This window comes from Burkholderia sp. BCC1998 (assembly GCF_905339875.1).
In the GTDB taxonomy this organism is placed as follows: Bacteria; Pseudomonadota; Gammaproteobacteria; order Burkholderiales; family Burkholderiaceae; genus Burkholderia.
Genome location: NZ_CAJPHE010000011.1, coordinates 227,248 through 240,291 on the forward strand (window position 1 = coordinate 227,248; position 13,044 = coordinate 240,291).

A 13,044-nucleotide genomic window follows, 5' to 3' on the forward strand; every position below is an offset into this window, starting at 1 on the left:
AGAAAAGCAGCGTTGCATCGGCGCAGCGGCATCCGCTCATGAACACCGCTCGCGCTCATCCCATGTCCTTTACCGGAGGCGAACGTGCCAGGATTACTTCCCGATGTCGACCGCGACGGGCTTCTCGAATACTCGGTCGTGTACACCGACCGGTCGATCAATCACATGTCGCAGCGCTTCCAGGGCGTGATGCGCGACATTTCCGCTGCGCTGAAGAAGGTCTACAACGCGAAGGCGGTCGCAATCGTCCCGGGCAGCGGGACGTTCGGCATGGAAGCCGTGGCCCGGCAGTTCGCGACGAACAGGAAGTGCCTCGTCATCCGCAACGGCTGGTTCAGCTTCCGCTGGTCGCAGATTTTCGACATGGGCAGCATTCCGTCCGAGTCGATCGTGCTGAAGGCGCGTCCGGTCGAAGCGGGCAGACAGGCCGCCTTCGCGCCGGCGCCGATCGATGAAGTTGTTGCGGCGATTCGCGAGCACAAGCCGGATCTGGTGTTCGCGCCGCACGTCGAAACCGCGTCGGGGATGATGCTGCCCGATGCGTATCTGCGTGCGGTCGCCGACGCCGTGCATGCGGTCGGCGGCATGTTCGTGCTCGATTGCATCGCGTCCGGCACGATCTGGGTCGACATGGAGGCGAGCGGTGTCGACGTACTGATCAGCGCACCGCAAAAGGGCTGGAGCGCGTCGCCCGGCTGTGCGCTGGTGATGCTCGGTGCGCTCGCCCGCGAGCGCATCGATGCGACGACGAGCACCAGTTTCGCGTGCGATCTGCGCAAGTGGCTGCAGATCATGGAAGCGTACGAAAACGGCGGGTTCGCGTATCACGCGACGATGCCCACGGACAGCCTCGCGACGCTGCGCGACGTGATCAAGGAAACGGACGCGTACGGCTTCGACAAGGTGAGGGCGGAACAACTGGAGCTCGGCACGCGGATTCGTGCGTTGCTCGCCGAGAAGGGGTTCCGGAGCGTCGCGGCCGAAGGCTTCGAGGCACCGGGTGTCGTCGTCTGTTATACCGATGACGACGATATCCGGTCCGGCAAGAAATTCGCCGATGTCGGCATGCAGATCGCGGCGGGCGTGCCGTTGCAATGCGATGAGCCGGCGGATTTCAAGACTTTCCGGATCGGCTTGTTCGGGCTCGACAAGCTGAATGATGTCGATGCGGCGGTTGCGCGGTTCGCGAGTGCGCTGGAGCGGGTGCTGTAGCGCGTCGCCGATCCAGGCATGTATTGCGGCGCATGACGTGACGAGATCGATCCGATCATGCGTCACGGATGCGCCGCGTTTTCCGAATGCCGCCGCGATTGATCATCGGCCGATGAATGGATGGGCCTGAGTCGAAGCGGATACGCACTGGCTACGAGCGCTTGCGTGCGAACCCGATGTGTGAAAGGTTGGACTGGGTCAAACAGGCAGCGTCAGGTCGGCTGACTTAGTTCGGCCATCTTCGGGCATTCATCACTTGTCGCTTGGGGACCGCTTCGGGACCGTCAACAGACGATCCCGAACATCGCTTATTCGTCAGGAGCGGGACACCCTAACGTGGCCAGATAGTGCACGCTTCTTCGAACAGCGCCTCAGCTCGTTTCGCGATAACCGTCTCATCCCAGTCTACATACGTTTTCAGCAGCAAGCGGTTCAGTTCCAGTTTGCTGTGCTCCTCCAAAGCCTCACGCTTCGTCTTGACACCGTTTCCGAGCGACGTATTCCAAGGCGCGTTTGACAAGCTCCCGTTAAGCTTTTGGCTCACGAGGGTGAGATTGCCGATTCCTTGTACTACGCGCGCTCTTTCCTCGGGACTGTCACCGAATTTGAGAGGCCAGTGCTCGCCCCAGTTCTGTGGCATGACGTGCTCAATCTCGAGTTTCGAAAAATTGAAAGACAAGACCGGTTCAGCCTTGGAAGCATGACGCTGATAGGATTCTTCGATGGCGCGAAGAATCATAAGAACGCGATCGCGGCGGAGCGCACCGTAGAATTTCCTGTTTAGCCATTCCCGCTTAAACTCTGAGTCGTTCGGCCATTCGTCGCCGACGGAGAGATCGCGGCGCAAGACAGTTGCGACATCTTCATCGCCAATAGCCTGAAGGGACAGCATTAGAAAGATCGCCAGTCCGCCATAACCGCGCGTCTGATAACCGCAGATCATGCGTCTAACGAGGTAGCTTTCTAGCACGGTAGCAGCCTCGTCGAGATTGGAGGCCGTAACGCCGGGTCTACCCAGAAGTGCAAGCAGGAGCGGATGGAATACTACGACGTCAAGGGTATGCAAACGTCGCAAAAACTCATCAAAGCGTGTACTTCCTTGTGGATCGGAAATGTGCAGATAGCGAAGAGCGTCAGCATGGATACCTGCCATCATTTTCGAAACGTCAAGCTTTTGGTCAGGTGAAGCTGTCTTCAGGCCATCGACGTATTGCAAGAACTTGTCATACAGGTGCTTTGCCGAAACTGGCGTCAGTGTCTCCTTCGTCAACCAGTTCTGCAAAAAAGTATCGACCCGCGGTCTCGCAGCGTGGCCAGTACCGACTTCCATGCGCCAATATTCGTGGTCTCGATCGAACAGTCTCCAGTGCTTCTCGTATAGTTCTGAAGCGTTCAAATTCTGACGGTTGGCTTCCCACAACACCCAGTTCTTGATCAAATCGGCAGGCAAGAGCGGTGTGCCATGTGCATTTAGCGTTTCGAAGATCGCTTGGGGCTCGTCACTGTTGTCAAGATCGAGAACAATCAGACGGAGATGATCTTTGAGCGCAGCAGCCAGCCGCTGTACACGTGGCACAAGATCCGATTCAATGAGATAGGTTTCGAACGTCTTTCTGAAGAAAGCATATGCTCTCGCCATCTGCGTGAGAGGTGCCGAATAGTCATCTGATGCGGACGAACTCATCACGGCGACGAAAGGAGCACGGTCTTCGTTGGTAGGCCACACCTTGAATTGCTCTTCCTCCTCAACCCAACCAGGATTGATAGTCAAGGCAGAGATTTGCCGGTGAGCCGCTTCTACCACCCGTCTCGATGTTTCCTCAACACTTGAAAGCGCAGTCTCAAAGACGTGCTCCGCCGCCTTCAACACAATCTGAAGAGTCGTCAATCGCTGCTGTCCGTCGATGACCTCTCGCCTAGGGAGACTGCCAGTCACATTTGGCGTTTGCTCAAGAACGACTGTGCCGAGAAAGTGTCCGGGGATCGTAGATTTGCCTGTGCTGCGCTCGATTCTGTCGAGCAATCCAGAAATGTCTTCCCACAGCGGTTGCCACTGGTTTTCTTCATCCCAAACATAGGGACGTTGAAAGAGCGGGACAGTATGGCGGACGCCATGAGCGAAAAGAACCCCAACGGTAATGTACTGTGGTTGCATGTAATTATTGTGCCGCTCCGAAGACTATGGACGAACAGCGTGAACACGAACTGTGGGCTTTTGTTCTTTACAAACAGCCGAACTAAGGTTCTAGAGGGCCGCGACGCTAAATTCACCCAACGTCTGGCTAGCATACCTCAGTCACGTTGGCATATCGAGAATGCGTCGCGCTGCTTGCTGCGACGTTCGTCCCGGACGTCGATTAACTTGGGTGCGGAGCCGGACTCATCGACTCATCCAAGCACCCGCGCCTGGACCCTCCCGGACAAGCGCACGTCTGCTGCCGCGCAAGCGAGCAGACTATTTCCCCGCCGACAGATCCGGGAGAGACAGGAAATGAGGGCATTCGCCTCCAAGGAAGAGACCGACTATCAAACTCAAACTCGACTACGTTGGCGCGTCGTTGCGAATACCCATCACGTAATGAGCATTGCGCGCCACGGACGGGTCGGGATCGGCGGCCAGCCGGGCAAGCAGGGCCGACGCCGTGCCATTGAATTCGGCGAGCGCCTGACAAACACGTACACGGGTCTGGACATCGGCTCGACCGTCCGAGATCGCTGCTTCAAAGCGCTCCACAATTTGCCTTGCGATCGCAGGGTCTTCCGCCAAATCGGCTAACGCATCGGCCGCCTCGACATCGTGAGTCCCGCCAAGAACCTGCTCGATCAGCAGGGGAATGGCGTCGCGTATCCCCCATCCCCCCAGCACCCGCGCAGCGCGATACCGCACGCGCTCCGCGGGGTCGAGGAGCGAGCCACGCAAGGTCTCCACCGCATCGGAACCGCCGAGTTTCGCCAGCGCGAGCACGGCCCGTTCGCGTACTGCCGGATCGGGCTGTTGAAGCGCCGCGCCAAGTACGCTGGCGCCGCTGCCTACGGTTCTTCCCAGCGCCCAGTGCAGCGCACCTGCGACATTCGGCTCTTGTTCCTGGAGCAGTGCGTGGGCGATGAGTGCTGCAAGCGGGGCATCGCTGGACGCGGCGTCAAACGCAGCACGCTGTCTCTCAGGCGCATGCGTCGACTCCAGTCCTTTCAACAGATGCACGACATCAAGCACTGCTGACCAATCATCGGGAGAGGTGGTGGACACAGAAGTCAGCCGGCAAAGCAACGCTTGCTCTGCGGCCAGCCGCTCGCGGCTGCGAACCATCAGCGCGTCAATGAGCACATCGGGGTGAGGCGCCTGTTGGCTGAGCGCCTGACGCACCTCGGCCAGCCCAAGGCCCAGCGAACGCAGGCTCTCCACCTGGAACAGGCGCAAGGCATCGGCTTGCGAATACTCGCGGTATCCCGCTTCCGTACGTCCCGATGGGCTGACCAGTCCGATCGCGTCGTAGTGCCGCAGCATGCGCGCGCTGACGCCGGAACGATTGGCCAACTCGCTGATGCGCATCACTTGTCTCCGGTGTCATCTGGTTCACGCCGCGTCGTGTCTCGGCCTTGGCTCCCATCGAGCCTCGAAGATTCTAACAAACCGCCAACGGCTTCCATCACCTCGGCCAACACGTGGCTCATCACATCGATCGCCGTCAACCCGCCTATTCATCGGCGTAGGGCAACGGTGCACCTGCGCGCCACGCATCGGCTGGATCGAGCACAAACGCACTCTCCGGGTCCGCGATGAGCCTGAGGCTCGCGCAGGCATGAACGCGAACCGCCGGGTCCGTGTGTCGGGCCGCCGCCGCATCGAGCGGGGCAATGGCGTCGTCTCCAAGCATGAGTAAGGCCCGGCTCAGACTGCGCTTGAGGTCCTTGTCGCCGCGGCCCAGCTCGCGAACCAGTTCGCGTGCCAAGGCGGCTCGTTGCCAGGTCGGCACCAGCCCCGCCGCGGTGCGCCACGCAGTTCGTGCCACCTCCGGATCGGGGTCATGTAGATGCCCGCTTGTGATCGCTGACCAGGTTGCGGGGTCGCCGATCTTCGAGAGCGTATGCAGCGCCTGGCTACGCGCTTGCGCCAACGGCGAGCGCAGCTCGTCAAGCAGCAATGGCAAGGTCAGATCCTGCGCATGCCGGGTGAGCGCCCAGGTGAGCATGTCGCGAACGAAGAAATCCGGTTCGACACCGCAACGCTTCACCAGTAGCGTGATCTGGCCTGGATCGGGAGTCGTGCCGGCATCGAGCGCAGCCGCAAGACGGAGCGAAGCGTCTGGATGCTCGAGTGCCGTGGTAAGTGCGTGACGGGACGTCGGGGGATAGTGACGGGTCATGAACGCCTCCTCGCCCGACAGTGGACGCCTTGTCACTGTGACAAGGTCAAGCGTTTTCGGGCGAGGGGCGAATTGCACGCCCAGGCAGCCGTTCGTGGGGCCGATCATCGCTTCCTCCGCGGGTGACGGGCGGCCAGTTTCGGTCACTCGACAGTGCGGCCGGATTTGATGACAATCTGAGCAGTGCTGCTCGTTTAGGCTGCGTAGATCCGCGATGAATCTCAATGAAAGATTAGTCGAAATAGCCCGACAGTCATCTTGGTGTCTGTCGGCGCTGTCGGCGGCACGTGCAATGGGCCTGAAATCCTGGTGCATTGGCGCAGGGGCCATTCGCAATTTGGTCTGGGACTCGCTCCATGGATATGTGACTCCGACACGCCTAGCCGACGTCGATTTAGCCTACTTCGACCCGTCCGACTTGTCGTCGATTCGCGATGCCGAAATCCAGCGCAGCCTCACCGCGCAGTGTCCCGAAATTCCGTGGGAGGTCACGAATCAGGCCGCTGTTCATCTCTGGTTCGAGAGCGCCTTTCGGCATCCGGTGCCCCCCTTCAGTTCACTGGCCGAAGCCATTGCGTCCTGGCCGGAGTACACGACGACGGTAGGACTGACTTTGCTCCGTGACGGGACAATTGATGTCTGCGCGCCATACGGGCTCGACGACCTCTTTTCCATGGTGGTACGACGCAATCCAGCGCGTGTCAGCATTGATACCTATCTTCAGCGAATCCAGCAGAAAAGATACAAGGACCGCTGGCCCCGTGTGACCATCATCATTTAGAGATGCCGCAGGCAGCCAAGGGGCGAGTTACCGACGGAAGTCGACCATAGATGGTCAATCGACGCGAGAGGATTCCCGAATGCTCACAACAGCGTTCGTCGTTGAGGTTCCCGCAGCCGAGTCAACAGTAGCGGACCTTCGGAGCCGGTTTGATGCTACCTCTGACTTGGGCGTGCCGGCGCATATCACGGTCCTGTTTCCCTTCATGCCGCCTGACGAAATTACGCCCGATGTCCTTCATCAGGCACGAAGCGCGCTGAGTAACGTGCGGCCGTTCGAATTTTCGTTGAGGAAGGTCGAGCGGTTTGCGGTCACCACTTATCTTGCTCCCGATCCGCCAGAACCGTTTGTCGCCTTGACGACTGCGCTGGTCGAGCGATTCCCCATGTTTCGCCCCTATGGGGGCGCACACGATGGCATCGTCCCACATCTGACTGTCGCACACGGCGATGCCGTGACAGCACATTTGGCTGCCGTCGAGCTCGAACATCGTCTGTCTGCGCGGGAGGCGATTCGAACGTGCTGTAGCGCTGTCGCTCTGCTGGGGAACTCGTCGGGCCGCTGGAGGAAGATGCATGTGATTGATCTTCCAAATGTCTACGTGTAGTGACGATCGACCGCAGTCCGGTCTGGACTGTTCCATGGGACTATGCGTCTGGCCCATCTGAAGCGAATGGCTGCTTTGTAGAAAGCTGACCGTCCGCTTCAGGTCGATCACCACCATTGGCGACGAGCGATCGTATTATCCGAGACCCAATCTGACGTTGACCCACCAGTCAGATCCCGGCCTATACACCCGATGCTACCGATGGCGTCTCTTCCAGTCGAACGATGGAAGCTCGATACGACTGGCGACAGACCCGTTCCAGGACGTTTCGAACCCGGCCCGCGCAAGCGCTTCCGCGACCCGGCGGCCCACTACCGCACCGCGCGCGTCGTCGCCGGCGAGGTCGCCGAAGGCGATCGTGAGGCCGTGTCCATCCAGCGCTCTTTCGACATCCTGTCCGTGATAAAAGCAGTACCCGTGATAGCGCCCTTGCGGCGCGTCCTGCACGGCTTCCGAAACGTCCGAGTGGCCATCCGACATCGTGTATCCGGCGTTCGACAGCGCGCAGATGCCGTCGTCGTCCAGTTCATCGAACACGCGATCCAGCCGATCGCAATCCGTCTCCCGAGGCCAGGACCGTTCTGCCGCAGCCTTGCGCTCGAATTCCGACTCGATGAAACCTTCCAGCCGATCCGCGTCGCAGTCCGGCTCCAGGATGTCCTCCATCATTTCCCGGACATCATCGGGGTCGTTAAAGCCTGACCAGACCCATTTGGTGATGCACTCCATCACGTATTTTTCGGTGTCCGTCACGTCATGGTCTCCAGGTGGCGTCGTTGATCTTCAACGCCGCTGCCGGCCGTTACCCGCCAGCGACAGTCCTGCTCGACAGTTCGCACCGGCGTATTGAAACCGTGTCGAGCGGTGAACGTCCCTCCGGAAAACGGTTCGGCGTCTCGACGCGCGCCAGCGGCGCCGCCCGTTTTCGCGAGCACTAGCACCAGCACAAGCGTGCGCGATGCGCAGCTTCCAGTGCCACCATGTCGAATGCGCTTTCTCCAGTTGCCGGTGCTCATCGTCGCGGCACCGTTTCAGCGGAGGGCAGGATCGATTTCGGCACTGCTCAATCCGAATCCCGCCATGCGCGCGCGATGCTCCGGCGAGCCCAGATACGAGCGCAGCTGCCGGTTGACTGCATCAAGCAACGCGCTGTTTTGTCGATTGAACGAGAAGGCACCCAACGGCGGCAGGTGGTGTAACCGGTCCGCTACCGGTTCGTGCGCGACGGCCTCGAGCAATGCGCAGCCCATCCGCTTCGCCACGATCCGAAGTCCGAGCGCGGTACTGGCGTACGCGTCGACCGCGCCGGCGCGCACCGCGTCGATCGCATCGGCTTGCCGGTCGAACAGGGTGATCTGATGCTCGCTCACGCCCGCGGCTTTCGCCGAGTCGTGCTGTACCTGTCCGGTAATGATGCCAAGACGGGCATCGGGACGCGCGGCAAGCGACGCATAGCGGGTCAGTTGCTTCGGGTTTCCGGCACGAACGAGAAAGCCGTCCGCGATTCCCCACACGGGTACGCTGAACGCGACCATGGCGGCGCGTTCCGGCGTAACGAAGAGCGGAACGTTCATGTCCCAGCGGCCTGCGGCGACACCGGGCAGCAGTTCACTGAACGTCGTCAGGTGAGGTTCGATCCGCGTGACACCGATCGCCCGAAGGATCTCGCCGGCGAGATCGAGGTCGGCACCGGTTGCCGTGCCGTCCGGTTCCGTCCATCCAAATGGCGGTTCGTCGAGGTATGCAATCGTTACCTTCATCGCGTCTTCTCGCGAGCAGGGACGGCCGCCGAATCGGCAGCCGATTGCCGACGATTCTAATACTTCGCTCGCAGGACAGGGCCGGCCGCAGCCGGCACCCATCATGCGACTACCTGGGCCGCACTCAACCCGCCACGTTCCGATTCGCTTCGATCACGGTCAACGCCGTCATGTTCACGATCCGTCGCACGGTCGCGCTCGACGTGAGGATGTTCACCGGCGCATTGACCCCCAGCAGGAACGGCCCGACCGCGACGTTGCTGCCGGCTTCCGTCTTGAGCAGGTTGTAAGCGATGTTCCCTGCATCGACGTTCGGGCACACGAGCAGGTTCGCCGCGCCCTTCAGCGGCGACATCGGCAGCAGCCGCGCACGCAGCGCCTCATCGAGCGCGCAGTCGCCATGCATCTCGCCATCGGCTTCGATATCCGGCGCGTGCGCGCGGATGATCTCGAGCGCCTTGCGCATCTTCACGCCCGACGCCGCGCTGCCCGACCCGAAGTTCGACCGCGACAGCAGCGCAGCCTTCGGCGTGAGGTTCAGCCATTCCATCTGCCGCGCGGCCGCGATCGTGAATTCCGCGATCTGCTCCGCATCCGGGTTGTCGTTCACGTGCGTATCCACGAGCGCGACCGTCCGCTGATTGAGCAGCAGGATGTTCATCGCCGCGTAGGTCGATGCATCGGGCTTCTTGCCGATCACTTCATCGACGAAGCGCAGGTGGTTGTGATACTCGCCGACCGTCCCGCAGATCATCCCGTCCGCATCGCCGAGCCGCACCATCATCGCGCCGATCAGCGTCAGGCGCCGGCGCATTTCGACGCGCGCCATTTCCTTCGAGATGCCGTCGCGGCAGCGCAGTTCCCAATACGTGGTCCAGTATTGCGGGAAGCGCTCGTCATATTCCGGATTGGTCACCTCGACGTCCTGACCGAGACGCAGGCGCAGGCCGAACCGCTCGATCCGCGCGAGCAGCACCTCCGGACGGCCGACCAGGATCGGGCGCGCGAGCTTCTCGTCGACGATCACCTGCACCGCGCGGAGCACACGCTCGTCCTCGCCTTCGGTGAACACGATGCGTGCCTTGCCGCCGTCGCGCACGAGCTGGCGCGCGGTCGCGAACAGCGGCTTCATGAACGCGCCCGAGTGGTAGACGAACTGCTGCAACTGCTCGACATACGCGTCGAGATCCGCGAGCGGACGCGTCGCCACGCCGCCTTCGATCGCCGCCTTGGCGACGGCCGGTGCGATACGCACGATCAGGCGCGGATCGAACGGCTTCGGAATCAGGTATTGCGGACCGAACGACACTTCGTCGCCGCCGTAGGCCGCCGCGACGATATCGTTCTGCTCTTCCTGCGCGAGGCCGGCGATCGCGTGAACCGCGGCGATTTCCATTTCGCGGGTGATCGTCGTCGCGCCCACATCCAGCGCGCCGCGGAAGATGTACGGGAAGCAGAGAACGTTATTGACCTGGTTCGGGAAATCCGAGCGGCCGGTCGCGATCACGACGTCGTCGCGCGTCGCGTGCGCGAGTTCGGGGAAGATCTCCGGCGTCGGATTGGCGAGCGCGAGGATCAGCGGCCGCGCGGCCATCGCCTTCAGCATCTCCGGCTTCAGGATGCCGCCGACCGACAACCCGAGGAACACGTCCGCGTCGCCGATTACTTCGGACAGCGTGCGCGCATCGGTTTCCTGCGCGAAGCGTTCCTTGGCCGGATCCATCAGCGTGGTGCGGCCGCGATAGACGACGCCTTCGATATCCGTCGCCCAGATGTTCGCGACCGGCAGCCCGAGGTCGACGAGCAGGTCCAGGCAGGCCAGCGCCGCCGCGCCGGCACCGGACGTCACGACCTTCACTTCCTTGATCGACTTCCCGACCACCTTCAGCCCGTTGATGAACGCGGCGGCGACGGTGATCGCGGTGCCGTGCTGGTCGTCGTGAAAGACGGGAATCTTCATGCGCTCGCGCAGCTTGCGCTCGACGGTGAAGCACTCCGGCGCCTTGATGTCCTCGAGGTTGATCCCGCCGAAAGTGGGCTCGAGGCCGGCGATGATGTCGACGAGCTTGTCCGGGTCGGTCTCGTTGATCTCGATGTCGAACACGTCGATCCCCGCGAACTTCTTGAACAGCACGGCCTTGCCTTCCATGACCGGCTTGGACGCGAGCGCGCCGATGTTGCCCAGACCCAGCACGGCGGTGCCGTTGGTGATCACGCCCACCAGATTCCCGCGGCTCGTGAAGCGGTGCGCGTTCAGCGGCTCGGCGGCGATCGACTCGCAGACGCTGGCGACGCCGGGCGTGTAGGCGAGCGCGAGATCGCGCTGCGTCACGAGCGGCTTGCTGGCGACGACGGAGATCTTCCCCGGGGTCGGAAACTCGTGATAGTCGTACGCGGCCTGCTGCTGGGTCTCTGTCTGTTTCATGTTGTCGGGTCCGGGCGTGCGCGTCAGGCCAGTCCCGACGCGATCCATGAGGTGATTCTAGGGATCGGCCATAAGGAGATGATTCTGTTTTAATATCGGTTCATCACTTTTTCATGATGGTGCGGCGGTACGGCAATGACATTCGACGCGAACGACGTGGTCAGGCGGCTTGGCGCGCGCCTGAAGATGCGGCACCTGATGCTGTTGCTGCAGATCCAGCAGCACGGGTCGCTGACGCGCGTCGCGGAGCACATGGCCAGCAGCCAGCCCGCCGTGACGAATGCGTTGTCCGAGCTGGAAAGCATGTTCGGCACGCCGCTGTTCGAGCGCTCGTCGCGCGGGATGCGGCCGACCGCACTCGGTTCGGTCGTGCTCGAGCGCGCCAAGGCGATGCTGAAGGATCTCGACCATCTCGCCCGCGAGATGGAGGCGGTCGCCGCCGGCCATGCGGCGCACCTGCATATCGGCGTGATTCCGTTTATTTCGGGCCAGATGCTGTCGGCGGCGCTCAAGCGGCTGCAATCCCGGATGGAACGGCGACTGACCGTGACGATCCACGAAGGCACCAGCGATCAGCTGCTGTTGCAGCTCAAGGACCACAGCGTCGATCTCGTGATCGGGCGCGCATCGTCGGCGATCGATCTGGGGCAGGCCTCCTTCGAAGTCCTGTACCAGCAGCAGCCCCGGATGATCGCGAGCCGGCGGCTCGCCGCGAAACTGGCCCGCACGAAGCTCGACTGGGAGAAGCTGCACGCGCTGGACTGGATTCTCGGCGCGCCCCACACGCCGATGCGGGAGCAGGTGACCGACCTGTTTCTGTCGGCGGGCATCGCGCCGCCGGTGCCGATCGTCGAAAGCTACTCGTCGAAGCTGATCGGCGAAATGATCGCGTCGAGCGACGACGCGGTGTCGATCGTGCCGGCCGATATCGCGGAAGAAATGGTGCGCATCGCCGGCGTGGCGATCGTGCCTTACTCGCTGGTCTGGACGCTGCCGCCCATCGCGCTGTTTACCCGCGCCGCCGAATCGCATGCGCCGACGCGGGATGTGCTCGTCCAGGCGCTGCGCGAGATCTGCAGGGAAACCTACGTCGAAACGCCGCGATAAGCCTTCGGTTGCCGGCCGGTAGGTGCGCGGCCGGCAACCGCGTCATTCCCGCTTTTCATCGTCCGCCGATTCACATGGCGTGCTGTGACGGGCGTGTTGCAATTGCATGGATCGTCATCGTCAACTGCGTCGTCAACCATCACTGGAGTGTCACGGCGCATGGCCGGCAACAGAGGCGGCAAGTCCGATGCTGGCACGACTCGATTCCGTCATCAAGAAACGAGCGGCATGGGTGAATTTCCAAATAGTGGTTGTTCATCGCGCGTTGCTTGTCCTACCCTCATAATCGGTCCACAAGGAAGGCTCGCGGCGGCCGCGTACCGTATCGATTCCATCGTCTTTGTCGCTTGTTCCGTCGCAGTTCGGCGGATTATCAACGTCAGACGCGTGCATGTCGATTCGTATGGTGTGCGTTGCACCATCGCTGCCGTGATGGCATGGGTTGCCGGCCAACGATAATGCGCCGGCGTGTGCGGTGCGATCGGCAAGCAGCCGTTTGCAGGAAGGGTATCGGGATGTCGGGCAACCTGCTCGCGCCTGGCGCGGCGAGGGCCCGGGTGTTTTTTCGATCGATTGCGGACACAACGTGCGCGCTCGCGAGGCATGCAGCGGGCGGTCGAGACGTGGAGGGGGCGAGCTTGATTTTGCGACTCACATTCAAACATTTCGCATCGCTGATCGTGGTCGCCGCACCGGCGGCCGCGTTCGCGCAGACGAGCGTGACGCTGTACGGCCGGATCGACGGCGGCGTCGAATACCTGAACCACATCGGGACGCCCAGCGGCAGC

The 13,044-nt window shown here is 61.8% G+C and carries 12 protein-coding genes; 5 read left to right on the top strand and 7 right to left on the bottom strand.

The window, feature by feature from the left end:
- Positions 1 to 84: 84 nt before the first annotated feature.
- A complete protein-coding gene (locus tag U5A56_RS20650) occupies positions 85 to 1,212 on the top strand; it encodes an aminotransferase class V-fold PLP-dependent enzyme (RefSeq protein WP_124521531.1) in 1,128 nt (375 codons plus the stop codon).
- A 331-nt stretch (positions 1,213 to 1,543) separates the two neighbouring features.
- Here the strand turns inward: U5A56_RS20650 and U5A56_RS20655 are convergent, their stop codons facing one another.
- The 3 genes from U5A56_RS20655 to U5A56_RS20665 all read right to left on the bottom strand — a co-directional run bounded on the left by U5A56_RS20655 (position 1,544) and on the right by U5A56_RS20665 (position 5,576).
- Positions 1,544 to 3,367, bottom strand: a complete 1,824-nt coding sequence (locus U5A56_RS20655; protein WP_321924293.1) for a DUF262 domain-containing protein — start codon at positions 3,365 to 3,367, stop codon at positions 1,544 to 1,546.
- A 387-nt stretch (positions 3,368 to 3,754) separates the two neighbouring features.
- Positions 3,755 to 4,762, bottom strand: coding sequence for a HEAT repeat domain-containing protein (locus U5A56_RS20660; RefSeq protein WP_321924295.1), 1,008 nt, complete (start codon positions 4,760 to 4,762; stop codon positions 3,755 to 3,757).
- A 145-nt stretch (positions 4,763 to 4,907) separates the two neighbouring features.
- Positions 4,908 to 5,576, bottom strand: a complete 669-nt coding sequence (locus U5A56_RS20665; protein ID WP_321924297.1) for a hypothetical protein — start codon at positions 5,574 to 5,576, stop codon at positions 4,908 to 4,910.
- Positions 5,577 to 5,790: 214 nt separating this feature from the next.
- Here U5A56_RS20665 and U5A56_RS20670 point away from each other — a divergent pair, with 214 nt between their 5' ends.
- Both U5A56_RS20670 and U5A56_RS20675 read left to right on the top strand, forming a co-directional pair.
- On the top strand, positions 5,791 to 6,357 hold the full coding sequence (locus tag U5A56_RS20670; RefSeq protein WP_321924299.1) for a nucleotidyltransferase family protein: 567 nt from the start codon (positions 5,791 to 5,793) through the stop codon (positions 6,355 to 6,357).
- A 79-nt stretch (positions 6,358 to 6,436) separates the two neighbouring features.
- Complete coding sequence (locus U5A56_RS20675; RefSeq protein ID WP_321924301.1) at positions 6,437 to 6,964, top strand: 2'-5' RNA ligase family protein; 528 nt, start codon at positions 6,437 to 6,439, stop codon at positions 6,962 to 6,964.
- 195 nt (positions 6,965 to 7,159) lie between these two features.
- On the opposite strand, the gene U5A56_RS20680 is transcribed toward U5A56_RS20675, so the two are convergent.
- The 4 genes from U5A56_RS20680 to U5A56_RS20695 all read right to left on the bottom strand — a co-directional run bounded on the left by U5A56_RS20680 (position 7,160) and on the right by U5A56_RS20695 (position 11,149).
- Positions 7,160 to 7,717, bottom strand: coding sequence for a DUF6891 domain-containing protein (locus tag U5A56_RS20680; protein ID WP_321924302.1), 558 nt, complete (start codon positions 7,715 to 7,717; stop codon positions 7,160 to 7,162).
- Positions 7,714 to 7,980 carry a hypothetical protein gene (locus U5A56_RS20685; RefSeq protein WP_321924304.1) on the bottom strand — a complete coding sequence of 89 codons (267 nt, stop codon included), beginning with the start codon at positions 7,978 to 7,980 and terminating at the stop codon, positions 7,714 to 7,716. The genes U5A56_RS20680 and U5A56_RS20685 overlap by 4 nt, the downstream gene beginning before the upstream one ends.
- A 15-nt stretch (positions 7,981 to 7,995) precedes the next feature.
- Positions 7,996 to 8,724 carry a transporter substrate-binding domain-containing protein gene (locus tag U5A56_RS20690; RefSeq protein WP_321924306.1) on the bottom strand — a complete coding sequence of 243 codons (729 nt, stop codon included), beginning with the start codon at positions 8,722 to 8,724 and terminating at the stop codon, positions 7,996 to 7,998.
- A 124-nt stretch (positions 8,725 to 8,848) separates the two neighbouring features.
- A complete protein-coding gene (locus U5A56_RS20695) occupies positions 8,849 to 11,149 on the bottom strand; it encodes an NADP-dependent malic enzyme (protein ID WP_124521810.1) in 2,301 nt (766 codons plus the stop codon).
- A gap of 135 nt (positions 11,150 to 11,284) precedes the next feature.
- Here U5A56_RS20695 and U5A56_RS20700 point away from each other — a divergent pair, with 135 nt between their 5' ends.
- Together U5A56_RS20700 and U5A56_RS20705 are read left to right on the top strand one after the other, a co-directional pair.
- A complete protein-coding gene (locus U5A56_RS20700; RefSeq protein ID WP_321924308.1) occupies positions 11,285 to 12,256 on the top strand; it encodes a LysR substrate-binding domain-containing protein in 972 nt (323 codons plus the stop codon).
- Between the two features lie 515 nt (positions 12,257 to 12,771).
- On the top strand, positions 12,772 to 13,044 hold a 273-nt coding region (locus U5A56_RS20705), incomplete at its 3' end, for a porin (protein ID WP_321924310.1).

Bases quoted from the DNA above. Each gene is read 5' to 3' on its own strand.
- U5A56_RS20665 (WP_321924297.1), bottom strand. From the start codon at position 5,576: ATGACCCGTCACTATCCCCCGACGTCCCGTCACGCACTTACCACGGCA.
- U5A56_RS20695 (WP_124521810.1), bottom strand. From the start codon at position 11,149: ATGAAACAGACAGAGACCCAGCAGCAGGCCGCGTACGACTATCACGAG.
- U5A56_RS20700 (WP_321924308.1), top strand. From the start codon at position 11,285: ATGACATTCGACGCGAACGACGTGGTCAGGCGGCTTGGCGCGCGCCTG.
- U5A56_RS20685 (WP_321924304.1), bottom strand. From the start codon at position 7,980: ATGAGCACCGGCAACTGGAGAAAGCGCATTCGACATGGTGGCACTGGA.
- U5A56_RS20660 (WP_321924295.1), bottom strand. From the start codon at position 4,762: ATGCGCATCAGCGAGTTGGCCAATCGTTCCGGCGTCAGCGCGCGCATG.
- U5A56_RS20690 (WP_321924306.1), bottom strand. From the start codon at position 8,724: ATGAAGGTAACGATTGCATACCTCGACGAACCGCCATTTGGATGGACG.
- U5A56_RS20670 (WP_321924299.1), top strand. From the start codon at position 5,791: ATGAATCTCAATGAAAGATTAGTCGAAATAGCCCGACAGTCATCTTGG.
- U5A56_RS20655 (WP_321924293.1), bottom strand. From the start codon at position 3,367: ATGCAACCACAGTACATTACCGTTGGGGTTCTTTTCGCTCATGGCGTC.
- U5A56_RS20675 (WP_321924301.1), top strand. From the start codon at position 6,437: ATGCTCACAACAGCGTTCGTCGTTGAGGTTCCCGCAGCCGAGTCAACA.